The sequence below is a fragment of the Schaalia canis genome (assembly GCF_003858455.1).
GTDB classification, from domain to species: Bacteria; Actinomycetota; Actinomycetes; order Actinomycetales; family Actinomycetaceae; genus Pauljensenia; species Pauljensenia canis.
Window position 1 is genome coordinate 1 of the sequence record NZ_RQZF01000013.1, and the last position, 17,816, is coordinate 17,816.

Annotated in this window: 13 protein-coding genes; 1 reads left to right on the forward strand and 12 read right to left on the reverse strand. The window is 59.2% G+C overall.

Going from position 1 to position 17,816, the window contains the following annotated elements; translation table 11 throughout:
* The coding region (locus EII11_RS09540; protein ID WP_124872104.1) for a DUF6531 domain-containing protein at nucleotides 1-5,392 on the reverse strand (5,392 nt) is incomplete at its 3' end.
* Between the two features lie 232 nt (nucleotides 5,393-5,624).
* Here EII11_RS09540 and EII11_RS09545 point away from each other — a divergent pair.
* Entirely contained in the window at nucleotides 5,625-5,897 is a 273-nt protein-coding gene (locus tag EII11_RS09545; protein WP_124872106.1) for a hypothetical protein, read from the forward strand.
* A gap of 10 nt (nucleotides 5,898-5,907) precedes the next feature.
* Here the strand turns inward: EII11_RS09545 and EII11_RS09550 are convergent, their stop codons facing one another.
* The 11 genes from EII11_RS09550 to EII11_RS09600 all read right to left on the reverse strand — a co-directional run bounded on the left by EII11_RS09550 (nucleotide 5,908) and on the right by EII11_RS09600 (nucleotide 17,813).
* Nucleotides 5,908-6,696, reverse strand: a complete 789-nt coding sequence (locus EII11_RS09550; protein WP_124872108.1) for a 16S rRNA (uracil(1498)-N(3))-methyltransferase — start codon at nucleotides 6,694-6,696, stop codon at nucleotides 5,908-5,910.
* 193 nt (nucleotides 6,697-6,889) lie between these two features.
* Complete coding sequence (gene dnaJ, locus EII11_RS09555) at nucleotides 6,890-8,002, reverse strand: molecular chaperone DnaJ (RefSeq protein ID WP_124872111.1); 1,113 nt, start codon at nucleotides 8,000-8,002, stop codon at nucleotides 6,890-6,892.
* A gap of 31 nt (nucleotides 8,003-8,033) precedes the next feature.
* Nucleotides 8,034-9,050 (reverse strand): heat-inducible transcriptional repressor HrcA, encoded by a 1,017-nt coding sequence (hrcA, locus tag EII11_RS09560; RefSeq protein WP_124872114.1) that lies wholly within the window; start codon nucleotides 9,048-9,050, stop codon nucleotides 8,034-8,036.
* A 151-nt stretch (nucleotides 9,051-9,201) separates the two neighbouring features.
* Nucleotides 9,202-10,095, reverse strand: coding sequence for a DUF3097 family protein (locus EII11_RS09565; protein ID WP_124872118.1), 894 nt, complete (start codon nucleotides 10,093-10,095; stop codon nucleotides 9,202-9,204).
* Nucleotides 10,096-10,227: 132 nt separating this feature from the next.
* Nucleotides 10,228-11,184 (reverse strand): glycoside hydrolase family 68 protein, encoded by a 957-nt coding sequence (locus EII11_RS09570; RefSeq protein WP_124872121.1) that lies wholly within the window; start codon nucleotides 11,182-11,184, stop codon nucleotides 10,228-10,230.
* A 30-nt stretch (nucleotides 11,185-11,214) separates the two neighbouring features.
* Nucleotides 11,215-12,141 carry a carbohydrate ABC transporter permease gene (locus EII11_RS09575; protein WP_124872124.1) on the reverse strand — a complete coding sequence of 309 codons (927 nt, stop codon included), beginning with the start codon at nucleotides 12,139-12,141 and terminating at the stop codon, nucleotides 11,215-11,217.
* Between the two features lie 2 nt (nucleotides 12,142-12,143).
* Entirely contained in the window at nucleotides 12,144-13,049 is a 906-nt protein-coding gene (locus EII11_RS09580; RefSeq protein WP_240623139.1) for a carbohydrate ABC transporter permease, read from the reverse strand.
* Nucleotides 13,050-13,190: 141 nt separating this feature from the next.
* The gene (locus tag EII11_RS09585; protein WP_205649283.1) at nucleotides 13,191-14,492 is read right to left on the reverse strand and encodes a sugar ABC transporter substrate-binding protein; all 1,302 of its coding nucleotides are present in this window, start codon (nucleotides 14,490-14,492) and stop codon (nucleotides 13,191-13,193) included.
* Nucleotides 14,493-14,558: 66 nt separating this feature from the next.
* On the reverse strand, nucleotides 14,559-15,614 hold the full coding sequence (locus EII11_RS09590; RefSeq protein ID WP_124872127.1) for a LacI family DNA-binding transcriptional regulator: 1,056 nt from the start codon (nucleotides 15,612-15,614) through the stop codon (nucleotides 14,559-14,561).
* A gap of 312 nt (nucleotides 15,615-15,926) precedes the next feature.
* The gene (locus EII11_RS09595; protein WP_124872130.1) at nucleotides 15,927-16,358 is read right to left on the reverse strand and encodes a cupin domain-containing protein; all 432 of its coding nucleotides are present in this window, start codon (nucleotides 16,356-16,358) and stop codon (nucleotides 15,927-15,929) included.
* A 162-nt stretch (nucleotides 16,359-16,520) separates the two neighbouring features.
* The gene (locus tag EII11_RS09600; RefSeq protein ID WP_124872133.1) at nucleotides 16,521-17,813 is read right to left on the reverse strand and encodes a coproporphyrinogen-III oxidase family protein; all 1,293 of its coding nucleotides are present in this window, start codon (nucleotides 17,811-17,813) and stop codon (nucleotides 16,521-16,523) included.
* Between the last annotated feature and the right edge of the window lie 3 nt (nucleotides 17,814-17,816).

Consider the following 17,816-nt stretch of genomic DNA (forward strand, 5'->3'; position numbering starts at 1 on the left):
GGATTTCATCGCCTGCTTGAACCTGACTGATGGGGGTGGTGGTCCCATCAGCCATGACTACGGGGGTGTCGGCTGTGAAGCAGCCAAAACGAGCTACGCCTGTGACTTTGGTGAGCGCACCCCCACCCGCACCAAAAGCCCCTCCTTCAAAGGCGCCGCCACCAACGGCGTGGGCTAGGCCGTTGAGGGTGATGGGTTGGCCGCTGGTGAGGTAGTTCAGGCCGTTGGAGGCGGCCCCATCAGTCATGCCTTCCACGCCGCCAACAAGAATATTGCGCCCCAGGCAGGAGGTCATTCCTGCTGTCATGCGGCCAGCGGCCATTGCTGCTCCGCCGCCGATAATGCCTGTAGCCCCACCGATGAGGCCGTCTTTGGCGACTTGGCCCCAGTTGACTGTGCCGGTGGTGTATTTTTGGGATCCGATCGAGCCCCCCGCTGCCATGAGGGCTCCGCCGATCATGGCTGCCCCTAGTGGGCCGCCCACGCCTGTGCACATTACTGCTACGCCAGCAACAATGACCGCTCCAGCAGCAATGTATTCCCAGTTATCCTTCAACCACGACCCAGCCGCTGCTACACCCGCACTCAACGTCGATGTACTTGCCTGCTGATAGGCACGCAAATCAGCTTCAGACACAGGACGTAGGCCTAGTGGGTCGGATGCGCCGACGGGGTCGTTGCCTGCGTAGGAGTAGGGGTTGGCTGCCCAGGCTGCGCCCAGCACTGCGGGGAGGGGGTCGGGGGAGAGGAAGGAGCGCGTGTGGGGGTCGTAGGTGCGCTGGGTCATCCATTCCATGCCGCCCAGGCTGATACCGCCACTGCCGGTCAGGGTGAGGGCTCCCACAGTGTCTTTTCCTGTGGTGGGGGTGTGGGTGGGGGCTAGGAGGGTGTTTGTCGTGTGGGACCATGCGTCAGCGCCGGAGTGTGTGTGAGTGTGAGGGTCGAGGTGTGCGCCGTCGGTGGCGGCGTGGACACCCCAAGCGTTGGCGCCCTGGCCGACTTGAGCCTGCGCGCCCTCGCCTGCACCTGCGGTGGTGAGGGCGGTGAACACGCCGCGCCCATCCATGTCAGGCACCAGCCAACGAGCCTCGCCTTGGCCTTCGTCGTGTTCGGGCAGGGCAAGGGCGTTCAAAGCGTTGGTCAGCACACGCTGGCCAACCTGGGCTAAGGTGGGTAGAAGCGCGGCGCTATCCCAGTACATGGTTTGACCGTTGGCTGTGGCGAGTTCCCCGCCGGCATCGACCTCGCACCACTCACGCGCCACTAGTGGGTGGTCTCCTTGGTGGGTGAGGGTGGTGATATGGGCCAGGTAGCCACGTGGATCCCAGGTGAAGCGGCGCTCCCAGCCGTTGGCCTGTTCACGCACGCGTCTGCCTGCCTCATCGTAGGTGTAGGTGATGCGCTGTCCGGAAGGTGTGAGGGCGGTGGTGAGCTGGCCTGCGTCATCATAGAAATACCGCGTCAGGGCCCCATTGGTGGCTTCTGAGGCCAGGCGGCCTGCCTCATCCCAGGTGTAGGTGGTCTCCAGGCCTTCATTGGTTCGGGTAGCTAGCAGCTGCCCAGCCGCATCATACTCATAGGACACGCGCAGTCCGTCACGCACTTCGGCTACCACTCGGCCTGATTCGTCGCGTTCGAGACGGGTGCGTTGAATGAAACCATGACGGTTGACCTCATGAGCGACAACCCCGCCCTGGCCCCACTGCCATGAGGCGTGCAGGCCCTTGGCGTCAACGCCGGTAATGCGCCCCAGAGTGTCGCGGCTGATTGTTACGTGCCCGACACTGGGGTGGGTGATGGCGTTGATGTCATTATTCGCATCATACGAGTAGGTGGTGACCGACCCGTCAGGGGTGCGCATGGTGGTGCGCCTGCCAGCCTCATCGTAGGTGTAGGACACCCCCACGCCCCCTCGTAAACGCTGCAACAAGAGTCCGCGCTTATCCCACTGCCAGCTCACCGTAGTGCCTGACGCGTCGGTCATGCTTAACTGCCGATTGGCGTAGTCGCGCTCTACCTCGACCACCAGCTCGTTATCAACGAGGGTGCGTGAGGGGAGCCCGCCTGGGGTGTATTCCCAACGCGTGACGTGCCCGGTTGGCATGGTGGTGCTGGTGGGCCTGCCTGCCTCATCGTAGGTGAAGGTTGTTTCCCTGCCCAACGCGTCAATGGAGGATACGAGCCTGCCCATCGGGTCATACCGGCGTTTGGTGCGCTTGCCTAGCGGGTCAATGACACTGTGGATGTGACCCAGGTCGTCGTACTCGAAACGGGTCACCCCACCCAACGCGTTCGTCACGGCCAGCACCTGGCCAGCAGCGTCATAGGTAAAAGTGCGCTTCCCGTTCCAAGGGTCGCTCGTGCGCGTCATGCGCCCGAGTTTGTCGTACGTGAAACGTACCGTGCCCCGGCCAGGCTCGCGCCGCGAGGTGATACGCCCAGCCGCATCAAAGGTGGTCTCAACGCGTTCACCAGTGGGCCAGATCTCGCCCACAATCTGTGAATCCGCATCGTAGATCATTTCGTAGCGGTTCCCGCCGGTGGAGATTGTCGCTACCCAACGCCCGCACTGATCGTACTCGTAGCGATACGTAGCGCCCGTGGGCTGGGTGACCGCCACCAGCCGGCCAGCCGCATCACGCTCATACAGGTACACCCCGCCCTCAGCATCGATCTGCTCGACCATACGCCCGCAGCGGTCATAGCGCACAATTGACTCAGCCCCATCAGCGCCCGCAACGGCAACCATCTGCCCCAACGCGTCATAACGGGCGTGAAGGGGATTATCGCCATCGTCAACGCGGGTAGGCTGCCCCCACGTGTTCCGTTCCACCCGGCGGGTGACCCCCGTAGCGTCCACGGTGGAGGCCAAGAAACCATCACCGTCATAGCCCATCTGCCACTGGCCACCACCCAGGTCGCTCATATGCGTCAAACGCGACAGAGCATCATAGCCAAACTCCCACGTCGACCCATCGGGCAACTCCACTCCAGCAAAGTTGCCCAGATCGTCATACAAGTGGGTAACCGTACGCCCCAGCGGGTCGCGGGTGGCAATAACCTCACCATGATCACCATACTCATGCTCAAGCCGACCACCATAAGGGTCAATCGTTGCCGCCAAACGCCCACCAGCACTGTACTCATAACACCAGCGCGCCCCCGTCGGATCAACCCGCGAGAACAACACGCCACTATCAGGGTGGTAGTGGTAGCGGGTGACGTTCCCCAAAGGCGTCACCGCAGCGACAACACGCCCGGCCTCGTCACGCTCCAAACGGGCAGTGTTTCCCGCCCCATCCGTTGACGCAACCAACTCACCAAAAGAGTTATACGCAAAGGACACGCTCACGCCCACCGGGTCAGTAATACGACGCAGCAGCGGCCCTTCCCACTCCAACACACTCACGCCACCCTCGGCATCCACAATGCGCCAAGGATGACGCCCCTCACCCTCATACTCCATCCGAGTGATCGCACACTCATCCTCAGTCGCGTGAGCAGAAGGCGCTCTACGCACACACACCACGCGGTCGCACTCGTCATACTCCCACACGGTGCGCGCCCCTGAAGGCTCCTGCTGCAACGTTTTACGGCCTCGCTCATCGTAAAGGAAAACCGTTGACTGCCCATCCCGCCGAGTAACCACAACAGGGTTACCCGACCCGTCATAACTTGTCGATTGACGACGCCCATCCGCATCAACCAGGCCAATCAGACGCCCCTTGCGATCATGAATCCACGTGTTATGACGTGAACCGTCCGCGTCAGCACTCACCGTCACCCCGCCAGGCAGGTAGGTCAAGTGGGTGGTCCGGCCAAAAGACGAACACTGAGTGACCACACGCGCATGCTCATCGTAGGTATTACGTGCTTCAACTACGCCGTCAGCATCAATGACAGCGCTAATCAGATCCTCATCATTCCACTCATAACGGCGCGCCCCTGCCCCCGCATGCACGCCAACCAAGCGCCCCGCATGATCATAGGAATAGTCAACCACCCGGCCATCACTGCTTTCAGCGCGGATAACCCGATCACCAGCATCATCCCACGACAAGGTTACCCGTCGACCATACTCATGACGAACCGAAGAAATCCGGCCATCACTGAAACGCTCAAACTCAATACACGTCCCCGCTCCTTCGGAAGCTGACACAAGCACACCACGAGCGTCAAAAACCCAGCGCAACCCCCACGCCGAAGAGACCACATACCCGCCCGCATCAAGCGCCTCACACCATAAGTTCTCCCCCCGGGCGCGCTCCCATCCCCGCCCAAAACGTGGGAAAAGAATAAGGCGACCATCAAAAACAGTCAGCTCAGCAGCTTCCTCAGTCAACACAAGGCGCGCATCACACCACGAAGACCAACCCCGCCCAAAAGCACCCACGCTGGTGTTCATCGACGAATACGAACGCCGCAACGACAAAGAAGCCGCAACACCGCTAAAACTCAGATCCTCCTCATTTTCAAGGAAATTACCCGTAGCAGCATTAATCGGATCGTCACAATAACCCGTCGTCGGAGGAGAACCAAAAGCAACAGCAGGAGTAATAACAATATCCTCGCGAGTATCACTCACGCCCGCAGCAGCCATCGCGGCCGCGAGAGCCTCATTAGGCAAAGTCGAAAGCTCACCAGCCGAACCCGCTCGCTCAAAAGCATCAGCGACGACATCAATCCACTTCGCTTCACTCTCATTATCAGCCAGCCACCGACGCAACCCCGAAATCACACTTGAAGCATCCAAACTCGCCCAACGACACGCCGACGCAAAAGACGAACAATGCGACTCAAGATTCCCTGGAACCCACGACAGCTCCTGATCAGCCCCACGAGTCGACGATGAGAAAGAACGAAGCTTATCCGGAACAGCAGACGAAGTACCACCCGCACCCGACCCCTGCTGGGGAACCTCCCTCATCCCAGCCGCAGGAGCAGGCACGCTTTCAGACGGCCCTCGTCCCGCCGTATCAATAGAAGAAAAAGGCGGAGGCTCACTCCACAAAATATGGTCCTCAATAAACGCCTGCAACGCGTTACGCTCAGCTCGCCTCTGCGCCCACTCCCGCGCAAGACGACGACGATTATTCTCCTCCCGAGCCAACTCCTCCAAACGCTCAACCTTAGAAGCCGCCAGCCGCAAATGAGAGACAATCTCCCCACAATCGCTCATCTGCGTTGTGCCATTCACCAAAAAACGCTGAGCGTAAAAACCCTCAAACCCCTCCCCCGCATTCCGCCGGAACAACACCCGAGAGCCCTGCTGCCCCTCAAGCTTCGACGCCGCCGCCCGGAAAGCCGCCACCAACGCGGACGACACCCCAAAATCGAAATCGACATCAGGCATACCTTGAAGATCATCAAGATTGGCATCCGAAAGCTTCATCAAACAACCTTCGTTTATCACGCAGGAAACAGTAGGCGATTCACTTCACACAAAGAATCACCACCAACCATCCTAGCGGGCACACCGAGCCCTGGTACTCCGACTGAGCGTGATCGCACGTGTCCCCTCATCCGCCGAGTCTGCAGCTTTTGAGCGCTCCTATCTTTCCCACCGATATAGGGGATAATGACCATTGATCCGACTCCACCACTTCATTGCGAGGACAACACCGATGTCGCCCCAAAGTCCCTTCCGTTTCATGCAGGTCATTATGGTGATGGCTGGCGTGTACTTCCTGTTCTCAGGTGCCTCCAGCATCATGAAAACAGGACTGACTCTCCCCAGCGGCCTACTCCTGCTGATTGCCGCAGCCTTCTTTGGACTCTTCGCCTTCGACTACCAGTTAGAGAAGAAGAAACTTGCTGCCAAGGACACTGCCGAGCCGACCAGCGAGGATTCTGAAAGCACGGCTCACCAAGCGCAGACTCCCGATCCTGAAGTCTGACGCGTCGCTTCTACCAGCGGCCCGTTGCCGCACTCAACAAGGTCAGGGCAGCGGCTCCTGCACTCGATGAGCGCAGGACGTGAGGGCCCAAAAGCACGACGGAGGCTCCGGCCTCGCGCAGGGCGGCAAGTTCTCCCTCGTCAATGCCGCCTTCAGGGCCGACGATCACAGCGATAGCCGTAGCCTCGTGCACGGGTGACTTGTCCCCCTCGTTCTGCTGGAGATACTCCACGAGGGTTTCGTTGCCCTCCTCGTGGCACACGAGGCATATTCCCCCGTCGCTCACCAGCTTCTCCACCCAACGCGCCAATGCCTTTGAGTCTGCTACGGGTTCAACTGTCGGCACCCAGGCTCGGCGTGACTGCTTTGCTGCAGCCTCGGTCAGCGCCTCCCATTTTGCGCGAGCGCGTTCCGCTTTCGAGCCCGTCCACTTCACAATGGAACGATTTGCCTGCCACGGCAGCACGTGATCGACGCCGATCTCCGTGGCGCTCTCCACCGCTTGCTCATCGCGCCCTCCTTTTGCGAGAGCTTGGACAAGAACCAACGTCGGTGTGGGCGGCGCCTCGTTGGTGATGGCCTCGACATGCAAAGTCAGCGCTGAGCTGTCAACGGCTTCGACGACTCCGCGCACGCGCAGTCCTTGCCCGTTGACGAGGTCAAGGCGCTCCCCCACGTGCAGTCGACGAACCTTTGCCGCGTGGCGTCCTTCATCGCCAGCCAGCTCGACAGAGTCCCCGACCTGCAGGGTCTCCACAGCGGGGGTGGCCTCGTGTGCGAGAAAGACGGGAAGAGTCATCACGAACCCCTTTCGTAGCGGCGGCGGCCGGAGCAGTAGACGGCCGGGCTCAGTAGACGACCAGAGTAGTAGACGGCCGGGCTCAGTAGACGAACAAGCCAGCAGACGGTCAAGCCGGGAAAACACCCCAGCCGGGCAGCCAGTCAAGGCCCTGAAACAGTGCTCTAACGGGAAGCCCCACAGGAAGGGAACCTCACTGGCCGGTCAGTTTATCCCTTAACCTCTCAAACATGCTCTGTTCGTTGCGAGTAGGTTCGATACGCACGTCCCCGCGAATATCTGCCAATTCAGTTAACAGTTCCACTGAGCGCGCATCAAGTTTGGTGGGGATTTCGACGTTGATGTGCACGTAGAGGTCGCCTCGCCCAGCACGATTCAGGTGCCCGACACCTAGGCCCTTCAAACTCACCTGGTCGTTTGGCTGTGTACCCGGCTTAAGCGTCACACGTTCCGACCCGTCAAAAGTTTGCAAGTCAAAATCGGTGCCCAAGGCTGCGGTTGTCATGGGAATGGTGATCCAGGTATGGAGATCATCGCCTCGACGCGTGAAGGTCGCATGCTTCTTTTCACGCACTTCAAGGTAGAGGTCACCCGCAGGCCCACCGGAAGGTCCAACCTCGCCCTGTCCCGACAGGCGAATACGCGTCCCATGCTCAACACCGGCAGGAATGTTCACCGTGACGGAACGGCGGCTTCGTACGCGCCCCTGGCCGGAGCATTCCTGGCAGGGATTGGGAATCGTGGTGCCGTGGCCCTCACAGGTTGCGCACGGCATCTGGGTGCGAATGTCACCAAGGATGGAGCGCTGGATGCGACTGACTGAGCCCTTGCCGCCACAGGTCGAGCACGTGACGGGGTGGGTGCCCGGTTGGGTGGCACTACCGTCACAGACCTCGCAGCGTACCCAGGTGTTGACGTTGACGTCCTTGTGGATACCGAAGGTTGCTTCTTCCAGGGTGATGTCGACGCCAAGAAGCTGATCTTGACCGCGCCGGGCCCGCGGCGTGGGGCCTGATGCGCCAAAACCTCCGGTGAACATCGAGAAAATATCCCCGAATGCGCCGAAAGGATCGCCACCGCCCATGCCACCGTTACGGGCAGCTTCAGGACCGCCAATGTCATAAAGCTGGCGCTTTTCTGGGTCGGAGAGGGTTTCGTAGGCCAAAGAGAGGTCTTTGAAGGCTTCCTCGGATTCGGGGCCAGCGTAGTCGGGGTGAAGCTGACGGGCCTTCTTTCGGTAGGCCTTCTTGATTTCTTCCGGGGTTGCTTCGCGTGTAACGCCCAGAATCTCGTAGTAATCCTTCAAGGTGGTGTCAGTCCTTAGAAACGGTTGAGAGTTAGCGGTTTAAGTAGCGTGAGAGGTAGGCTGCGACAGCTCGAACTGTCGACATGGTGCGCGGATAGTCCATTCGAGTGGGTCCGACCACTCCCAGGTGAGCGATCGGCCCGTCCCCTGGGGTGTAGGTGCCGGTGATGACCGAGGTTTCCGCCAGAGCATCGTGGGGATTTTCGGTGCCGATGGTGACGTGAACGTCTTTTTCGGCTGTGGCGTTTTCGGCAAAGAGGCGTAGGAGAACAACCTGTTCTTCGAGGGCGTCAAGCACGGGGACAAGATCGCGGAAGTCAACGCCTGAGCGTGCGAGGTTCGATAGTCCTGCGACAGCAAGTTTTGATTCAACTTGGGGGGAGAGAAGGTCGAGGACGGCGCCCAGAACTTCGGTGACGAAGCCCTGGTCAGCGGGGTCGTGGGCGGAGATGATCTCCTGCGCGTGTGCACGGATCTGTTCGGGGGTGAAGCCTCGGTAGTCGGTGTTGAGGCGTTGATTCAAGGAGGCAATTGTCCGGTCGTCAACACCTGCGGGGTTCTCAATCGTGCGTTCATCGACTTCTCCAGCGTCGGTGATAACAACGACGAGGACACGAAATGGTGTGAGGTCCACAAGATCAACGCGCCGTAGGCGGGTGGAGATTGTCGTGGGATATTGGACGACGGCAACCTGGTGGGTTACTTGGGCGAGAAGTCGAACGGTGCCTTGGACAATGTCGTCAAGGTTGACGCTTTGGGCAAGGAAGGCTTCAACGGCTCGGATTTCGGGCACGGACATGGGCTTGAGGGTGGAGAGTTGGTCAACGAAAAGCCTGTATCCCTTGTCTGTGGGCACACGTCCGGCCGAGGTGTGAGGTTGGTAGATCAAGCCGGCATCTTCAAGCAGCGCCATATCGTTGCGGATTGTTGCTGATGAGACACCGAGGTCGTGGCCTGCAGCAATCGCTTTCGAGCCGACGGGCTCGCGTGTGCGGACGTATTCGGAGACGATGGCGCGTAGGACATCGAGTTTGCGGTCCTTCGACATTTGCCCTCCCTCCGACACTCAACGATCTCATTGTGACCCGACTGCCCAGCTTTGGCACTCTGGTTCTTCGAGTGCCAATCTTACTCTCTTTGAAGGCGAATGCCACGGCACGACGTGTGATGCGGGCACGCTCGCATCCACGTTTCTCGCGTTAATGTGTTCCAGGTTCAGTAACAAAGTCGATGAGGGCCTCAACGCGTCCAAGCAAGTCCGGCTCAAGGTCTTTGTAGTTGCGCACTGTCGACAGGATTCTCTTCCAGCCCAGTGCAATATCCGCCTGCGACGCATGCGGCCACCCTAAAGCCGCCAGAGTACCGTGCTTAATATCCACTCCCTTGGGCACGTCAGGCCAGGCTTGTAGGCCCACACGTTCAGGTTTCACAGCCTGCCAAATGTCAACGAAGGGATGCCCCACAATCAAGACGCCCTCACCCCACCTGGCCTCAATAACGTGGGCAATACGAGATTCCTTCGATCCTGGAACCAAGTGGTCAAGCAGGATCCCCGCACGCACACTATCTGAAGGCGAAAAAACCTCTAGGATCGCTTCGAGATTGTCCACACCCTCAAGGAGCTGGACGACGACGCCGACCTCCGCCAGGTCATCCCCCCATACGTGCTGCACCAGTTCAGCGTCGTGCCGACCTTCCACCCAGATACGGCTGGCACGCGCCACCTTCGCAGGACCTTTCGGGCCAGCGATGGAACCAGAGTTCGTCACCGCCCGCCCACCCGGAGTGGTTAGCGCAGGCGTGGAGGTACGTACAGGAGTAACGGGAGGTTGAGCGTCAATGGGTTTTCCTTCCCACCAAAAGCCTGGCCCCAGCGGGAAGGAACGTCGACGCCCGTGACGGTCCTCAAGTTCCACCAGGTGTACGCCGCCGGACTTTTCCACGCGCACCACAGCGCCCACCCATCCCGAAGCAACGTCCTCTAGGACCATCCCGTATTCGACGGGCATTGGCGTTGAACGAGGTCGACGCGCGTTCGGCCCGTCGCGGTGAGGATCGTGAGCGAAAATATTGGTTCCGTATCGGTCATGCACGGGCCAACCCTAACGGATCAGGGGTGGTGTGGCGCACTCAGGCACGCCACACCACCCCTAGATCAGGAGCAACGCCCTTTCACTACTCTCATCGCACCGGCCGCGTTGCTTGTTACCCTTGCCCTACGGATGTCATTCCTTGCTGTCGATCACTGTCAGCTTCTCCCCCGCCCACGCGACAGGCATCGGGTCAGAAATAGCCCCGACAAACTGCCCGTCAGGCCCGTCGTGCAGGAACGCCATGAGATTCCATTGACCACGCGCATCCTTGACGAGTCTGCCCGCGTAGTAGCGCCGATCGGTGAGGAGATAAGCATCCTCAGGATGGAAAGGCCCAACAAGGGAGTCAGCAGGCATTGCCCATACTCCGCCCGTGGTCTGCCCTCGTCGTTCGGGTGCCATTTCACCGGCCATGCAGCAGAAGATACCAACGGGGCGGCCTTCAATCTCAACAACCTGAATCACCTCTAACTGACCAAAGTCAGAGATGGGCTGGGACAGCGAATCCCGCCACTCCCAGGTCTCCAGGTCAGGCGACCACGCGTGACCAACTACCGCCCGACGGAAGGGTTCTCCCTCCGTTGCACGAACGGTGACAAGCATGTGCCACCCCTTTCCTTCAGGGTCACGGTAGACCCAGGGGTCGCGGCAGGCCTCGTCATGCCATAGGCCGGCGGCCACAGTTTCATGGCGCTTAGGGTCGGCTTCAAGCAGCGGATTATTCGCCACCCTGGTGAAGGTCACGAGGTCGTCAGAGACTGCACGGCCGATGCGCTGCACGTTTTTCCCCTCCGGGTCAAGCGTTGCCCCGGTGTAGAAGAGGTTCCAGCGCCCGTCCTCGCCCTGCACAACGGATCCCGTCCATGTGGCCAGGTCATCGAAAGCGGGAGCGTCCTCACGCACGAGAGCATCCTCAATGCGCGTCCAATTGACAAGGTCGGTAGAGATGGCATGCCCAATGGAGGCCCGGTAGTGGCGCCGCTCCGGGTCATGGAGGGCCTTTGAAGCATAGAGGAAGAAAAGGTGGAAGGTGTCACCGTCGCGGGCGGTCCAAAAATCCCATACCCACGAGTCTTGAAGTGCAAACATAATGATCTTTCTTCACAGGAGGATTCGGATTCAGCCCTTCACGCCAGAAGCAGCGACAGACTGGATGAAAGCGCGTTGGAAACTCATAAAGACGATGAGCACCGGCAAAGTGATCAACGAGGTGTAGGCCATGACCTCACCCCAGGCGGTGTCGAGCTGGAAGAAGTACTGCATACCCACCATGACGGGACGAAGTTTCTCCTGCTGGACAACCATCAGCGGCCACAGGTACTGGTTCCATGCGGGTAGGAAGGTCAGGATCGCAACGGTCGCAAAGGCTGGGCCAGACAGGGGCATGATGATGCGCCGGTAGATCGTGAACCATCCGGCTCCGTCGATGCGGGCGGCCTCGTCCAGCGAGGTGGGAATGGTCTTGAAGTATTGGGCGAAGAGGAAGATAGAAAAGGCGTTGGCGATAAAGGGAATAATCTGTACGCCATAGGTATTCATCCACCCGAAGTCGTACTTCACCATTCCGTCTTCCCAGACGAGGATCGGCAGGCGTGACACCCAGTAGACCATGGGAACGGCAATGGTTTCAAAGGGGACGATGAGGGTGGCGATAATGAAAGCGAAGGCTATTCCTTTCCCTTTCCATTCCATGCGTGACAGGGCGAAGGCGCACATTGAGTTGATGAAGAGGCCCAGCACGACAGTCAGGATCGTCACCAGCAGTGAGTTCATGAGGAACTGTGCAACGGGGACTCGCGTGAACACTCCGTAGTAGTTGTCGAGGGAGATATCCCCTACTGGCAGGAAGGCTCGTATGGAGTCCATGTCCGAGATGATCTGAGTGTCAGGCTTGACGCTCGAGACAAACATGAAGACCAGGGGAAAAAGGAAGAAAACGGCGAGTCCGAGCAGCACCAGGTAGGAGAAAACACGTTTGCTTTGGCGGGCGGCGCTTTCAGAGTCGCGCTTCACGGCGGGGATACGCGGGGAGGTCATGGTGGTCATGGTCAGTTCTTTTCCCGAGTGAGGTAGTGCTGGATCAAGGCGATGATGAGCACCAGGATGAAGAAGATGAGCGAGATGGTGGCGCCGTAGCCAGTTTCAAGCTCGCGGTAGCCCTTACGAACAGCGTGGTAGACCAGTGTGCTGGTGGCGTTAACGGGGCCGCCTTGGGTCATCACATCGGGTTGGACGAAGAGGCCAAGGGCGGCAATCGTGATTTGGATGAGGACAAAGACGCGTGTGGTTTTGAGGCCGGGCCAGGTGACGTTGACGAATTGTTGCCAGGTCGTTGCGCCGTCCATCTTGGCTGCTTCGTAGAGTTCTTCAGGGATGGTCTGGAGTCCAGAAAGCCAGATGAGCATGTGGAAGCCGACGGCTTGCCAGATGGACATGAAGATGATGGCTGGAAGGGCGGTTGAAGGGTCGTTTAGCCAGTTCGGTCCGTTCCAATAGCCAAAGGTCAAGGTGTCGAGCATGGAGTTGATCAGTCCCTCTTGACGGTAGAGGAACTTCCATAGGATCGACACCACCACGATGGAGGTGACAACGGGGATGAAGAAGATGACGCGGAACCATGTGATGCCTCGTAGTTTTTGATTGACGAGGATGGCCAGGAACAGGCCGAATCCAGCCTGTACGGGCACGATGACGGCGGCGAAGATAAAGGTGTTCACAAGGGATTTGAGGAACACGGGGTCCGAGGTAAAGGCGCGGATGAAGTTATCGAGTCCGACGAATCGTGGTGGTTGGGGGGAGATGAGGCGGGCGTTGGTGAAGGACAGTGCAAACGCCAAGATCACGGGGATCAGCATGAAGAGGATGAGCAGGATCAGGGCAGGGCTGGCCATTGCCGCGCCCATGAGGGCTTCGCGGCGGTGGCTTTTTTGCTGCCCGGAGCGTGTGTGCGACATGGCGAACTCCATTCAGGCAGAACAAGGGTGGGGCTAGCTCGCGGCGACGGCGGTGGCATAGCGCTCTGCAGCTCATTGCGCGCGACATAGAGCCTGCGGCTGTATGCCGGTTTGTCGGCGCGAGCTAGCTCCCGAGGGGCGTTAGAACCCGTAGTTATCGTTGGATGCGATATTGGCGTCAATGTCGGCAACCGCAGCATCCAGGGTTGTTTGGATGTCGGCACCGTTCATGATGTCCTTGGCGGCCTTTTCAAAGACGGAGGAGATCACCGCGTAGGCGGGGGTTTGGGGCCGTAAAAGGGCGAAGTTCTTGGAGTTTTCGACGAAGGGGGTAAAGGGGGCACCTTCTGCGAAATACTTCGAGCTTGCTGCGGCCTCGGCTGTTGCGGGGATGACGATCTGCTTGTCTGCGAACTCGGTGATGTACTTGTCCTGGAAACTGAACTCAAGGTACGCGCGGGCGCCCTCAACATTGTCGCAATTAGCTGAGATTCCCCATTGCCAGGATGCACCACCGATCTTGGGTCCCTTCCCGAAGTCCGGTGGGGGCAGGATCAGCAGGTCATCGCCGACGGCCTCGAAGGCAGCTTGGGCATTCCAGCCACCGGTGTAGGCAAGGGCGACCTTGTCAGCGTTGAACTCTTCATTGCCAACAGCGCCGGAGTTAGAGGCCCATCCTTTTTTGAAGGCGTCTTGGAACCAGGTAAAGAACTTCACTGCTTCTGGGCCGTTGAGGCTGCCTTGTGCACTGGTCATGGTGTCGCGGTTAATGAGATCGCCTCCGGCGCTTTGCAGCATGGGTGAGTAGGCGTATGCCCACCATTCACCCTTGTCTTCGGCGCCAATGTCCAAAGGCGTGGCGTAGCCTGCCTTTTGGAGAGTGTCGAGGGCAGCATTGAACTCGTCCAGGGTCCAGGGCTGGTCGATGGTGGGGATGCGGATATTGTTCTTCTCAAGGACTGACTTGCGTGCCAGGATTGCCAGGGCAGCATCCCAATAGCCCGCTGCGTAGATTTCACCCTTGTACTCGCTGATAGCAGTTGGCAAGAGGCGATCTGTCACTGATGTGGGCAGGCCGAGGGGTTGAATATATCCCGACCATGCCCAGTTCGGCACGATGGGACCATCCATGTCGAGGAGACACGGCATGGTGCCTGATGTAGCTGCGCCCTGGATGGAGTCGTTGTAGGAGGCTTGAGGGAAGTCTTCACGAACGACAACGTACTTGTCTTGGGAGGCGTTGAAGTCAGCGATGATGGTGTCGTAAACCTCGATTTCAGCGGGATTGCCTGCCGAGTGGGTCCACATGTGAATGGTTTGTGCGCCGTCGGATGCGCCTGAGGCTGCGCTGCCTCCAGATTCCCCTGCTTTTGCGCAGGCGGACAGGGTAACCATGGACAGTGCGGAGGCGACTACCATGGCTTTGAGGAACCGAGGGTTCATGGTTGTTCCTTTCCGGCCAGTGTGAGGCTGGCCGTTGATGGGGAGGGATGATCTCCTTGTGTTTCCTTAGGCCTCGCCGCCGGGGTGAGTTGGCGCTCCTACTGGCGGCGGGGCTACCGATTCCCGCGTAATCAGCGGGCATGGCATGAGATGTGGCGGGTCAGTACCCGAGTGGGGTCTGATTCCGAGTGCAACCTCCGTGGCCCATTTGCCCATCTCGTAGTGCGGAAGCGCCACGGTTGTCAGGGGCGGGTAGAGTTCGGCTGCGACAAGTTGCTGGTCGTCGTAACCAACAACGGACAGGTCGGAGGGAATTTCGAACCCGTGGCTTCGCAGAGCGGTGTAGACACCTGCGGCCATGCGGTCGTTGAAGCAAAAGATTGCTGTGGGCCGTTCTTCCTTCGGGAGTGCAAGTAGTTTTTCTGTTGCCTGACGACCGCCGTCATGAGTGCTCGCACCTTTGACGTGGAGGGCAGGGTCAACGGGCAGGTGGTTTTCCTCATGAATGGCGAGGTATCCGCGGTGGCGCAGCTTGGAGGCGATAGGTGGCGGATTTTCGTCGACATCAACGTAGGCGATTCGCCTATGACCGGCGTTGACGAGATATTGCACAGCGGCGCGGCCTCCTGCAATCTCGTCAGGAACGACGCTTGGACGAGGTGATGTCTGGGAGAAACAGTCGAGGTAAACCGCTTTATTGGGCAGGTTGGTTGGCGGCGTCACTTCGCGGTGCCACATGGCGGCGAAAATGAGGGCATCGACCTGCTGAGCCTGCATTTGGGAGAGCGCCTGTTCTTCGATCTCCGCATCAGCACCCGTATCGACGAAAAAGAGCATATAGCCGTTTTCGCGGGCGACATCTTGTGCTCCTGCAAGCATCTGTCCGGCGTAGGGGGTCGTGGCGATGGAGTCAGAGATCAGGCCGAGGGTGTGAGTGAGGCGGCGGCGAAGACCCTGGGCAACCTTATTGGGGCTGTATCCAATGTCTTGGGCCGCTTGGCGTACCCGTTCCCGTGTTTCTTCAGAGATTCGGGTGGGCTTGTTGTTGAGGACCAGAGACACAGTGGAGATGGACACGCCAGCTCGTGCGGCGACGTCTGCGATGGTAACGCGTGCGCCCATTGGTGCTCTCCTTTCACGTCCTCGTGATGAGTGTTCCCCTTTCTGAATTTGTCTGACCTTTTCGGCTGAATCACGTGAGGTAAAACGTTTTATCAGTGGGGTGTTTCTAGTGTCACTCAGAGGAAAAGCACACGCAAGCCAAATAGGTCACATTTTGGATACGGTTTCCTCGATTTTTTCTGGGCGCAACGGTCCCTCTTCCCCCGAGGGCGCGGCAAAAAGGAGGCTCCCAACCTCTACCTCACAGCTACGCGCGAATAGGCCGCTGTGATGGAAGTTGGGAGCGTCCTTCCTGAAGAACTAGCTCAACGCTCAGTGATGACCGTGGTGTTCGGCCTCAGCCTCCATGGCCTCTTCGTAGGTCACGTGCACGGTACCGTGCTCATGCTCAGGCGGAGAGTAGATGGAGTAGACCTTGAGGGGCTCATCGCCCACGTTGGTCACGTTGTGCCAGGAGCCGGCGGGAATGAAGATCGCATCGTCATCTTCAGCAACGACATCGAAGGTCAACTGATCCTCAGCAGGACCCATCTGCACGCGACCCTTGCCTTCTTCAACGCGAAGGAACTGGTCGTGATCTTCGTGGACCTCCAGGCCAATATCATGGCCGGGCAGGATCGACATGACGGTGAGCTGCAGGTTCGTGCCCGTCCAGATGGTCGTGCGGTAGTTGGTGTTTTCCAGGGTTACCTTCTCAATGTCGACGACATAAGGCTTAGGGCCGTGGTCTGTCATGTCAGTCATGATTTCTCCTTCATTCTCAATGACTTATACATGTACAAGCCTAGGCCCGGCACCCCGTTTTTGCGACAGAAAGGAACCCATGTGTGCGGACGTTGCTGTGCACCCTTTAGGCCCTCTATGCCTTTCTTTAGCGCAGCCACATGAGCAGTGCGCCCTTCACACCTAGTTCCCCATCAGGCGGTGTGTGACGTAATCGGCTAAAAGTCGACCTCGTAGGGTTAACACTGCCCGGCCATGCACTGCCGCGGCTCCATCAATTAGCCCATCAGCAATGAGTCCCGCAATGGTTTCTCTCGCAACAGTGGCGTCGATATCGATCCCCTCAGCCGTACGCACGGCCAGCATGACGCGTTCAAGCTCGCGCGTTTGTGCATCTAACACCTCTCCGGCTGCAGCCGGAGAGTGTCCAGCGCCTAAACGTCCAGCGTAGGCGCGGGGGTGCTTGACATTCCACCAGCGCAACGCCCCCACATGCGAGTGCGCGCCAGGGCCAATCCCCCACCAATCCCAGTCACGCCAGTAGGCAAGGTTATGACGAGAAGCATGACGTAGTTGAGTTGGGGCAAGAGGAGTCTCTAAAGCGCTGCCCGCCCCGGCCTCGTCAGACGCGCGTTCTTCAGCCTCAACACGCGCAAAGTTTGAAATCTCATACCAGCGATAACCCGCCGAAGCGAGCATCTCGTCAGCCAGCTCGTACTTATCGGCCTCATCATCAGGATCAGGGGTGGGCAGTTCTCCACGCGCTACCTGCGCGCCCATCTTCGTGCCTTCCTCAACGACAAGGGCATAGGCGCTGATGTGATCTGGCGTCATCGAGATCGCCGCTTCAAGCGAGGTCCGCCAATCCTCCAAGCTCTCCCCCGGAGTGCCGTAGATGAGGTCAACAGAAATATCCAAGCCCGCATCCTTTGCCCACTGGACAACCTGGGGCACTCGCTCTGGAGTATGAGTGCGATCAAGGGTCGCCAGCACATGCGGCACAGCCGACTGCATACCAATCGACACGCGCGTAAAACCAGCCTCAGCCAACATCTGCAGGTACTCGGGCGTGACGGTTTCAGGGTTGGCCTCGCTGGTTACTTCCGCGTCCTCGCTTAAGCCAAAGTGTTCATGCACACCCTCTAGCAGACGGGCCAGATCCGCAGCAGGTAACAGGGTGGGCGTACCTCCCCCAAAGAAGACCGTCGAGGCTGGACGCCCGCCAACTCCAGCGTCGTCAAGGACCCTTTCGGCCAGGCGCATTTCTGCCAGTGCCGTGTCCGCGTAGCTTGCGCGGTCGGCACCCGGGCCAAAGCCTGTGGTGTAGGTATTGAAGTCACAGTACCCGCAGCGCACCGTACAGAAGGGAACATGCAGGTAGACGCTGAAAGGACGCGCGGCCTCGGCCTCAACGCGCTGCGGGTCAAGGCGACCGTCCTCAGGCCAGACAATGCCTTCAGGCAAGCTGGGTGCCACGAA

What these genes read in the sequence shown, in the direction of transcription:
- EII11_RS09545 (WP_124872106.1), top strand. Translation starts at nt 5,625, where the DNA reads ATGTCGCCCCAAAGTCCCTTCCGTTTCATGCAGGTCATTATGGTGATG.
- EII11_RS09550 (WP_124872108.1), bottom strand. Translation starts at nt 6,696, where the DNA reads ATGACTCTTCCCGTCTTTCTCGCACACGAGGCCACCCCCGCTGTGGAG.
- hrcA (WP_124872114.1), bottom strand. Translation starts at nt 9,050, where the DNA reads ATGTCGAAGGACCGCAAACTCGATGTCCTACGCGCCATCGTCTCCGAA.
- EII11_RS09570 (WP_124872121.1), bottom strand. Translation starts at nt 11,184, where the DNA reads ATGTTTGCACTTCAAGACTCGTGGGTATGGGATTTTTGGACCGCCCGC.
- EII11_RS09575 (WP_124872124.1), bottom strand. Translation starts at nt 12,141, where the DNA reads ATGACCACCATGACCTCCCCGCGTATCCCCGCCGTGAAGCGCGACTCT.
- EII11_RS09580 (WP_240623139.1), bottom strand. Translation starts at nt 13,049, where the DNA reads ATGTCGCACACACGCTCCGGGCAGCAAAAAAGCCACCGCCGCGAAGCC.
- EII11_RS09585 (WP_205649283.1), bottom strand. Translation starts at nt 14,492, where the DNA reads ATGAACCCTCGGTTCCTCAAAGCCATGGTAGTCGCCTCCGCACTGTCC.
- EII11_RS09590 (WP_124872127.1), bottom strand. Translation starts at nt 15,614, where the DNA reads ATGGGCGCACGCGTTACCATCGCAGACGTCGCCGCACGAGCTGGCGTG.
- EII11_RS09595 (WP_124872130.1), bottom strand. Translation starts at nt 16,358, where the DNA reads ATGACTGACATGACAGACCACGGCCCTAAGCCTTATGTCGTCGACATT.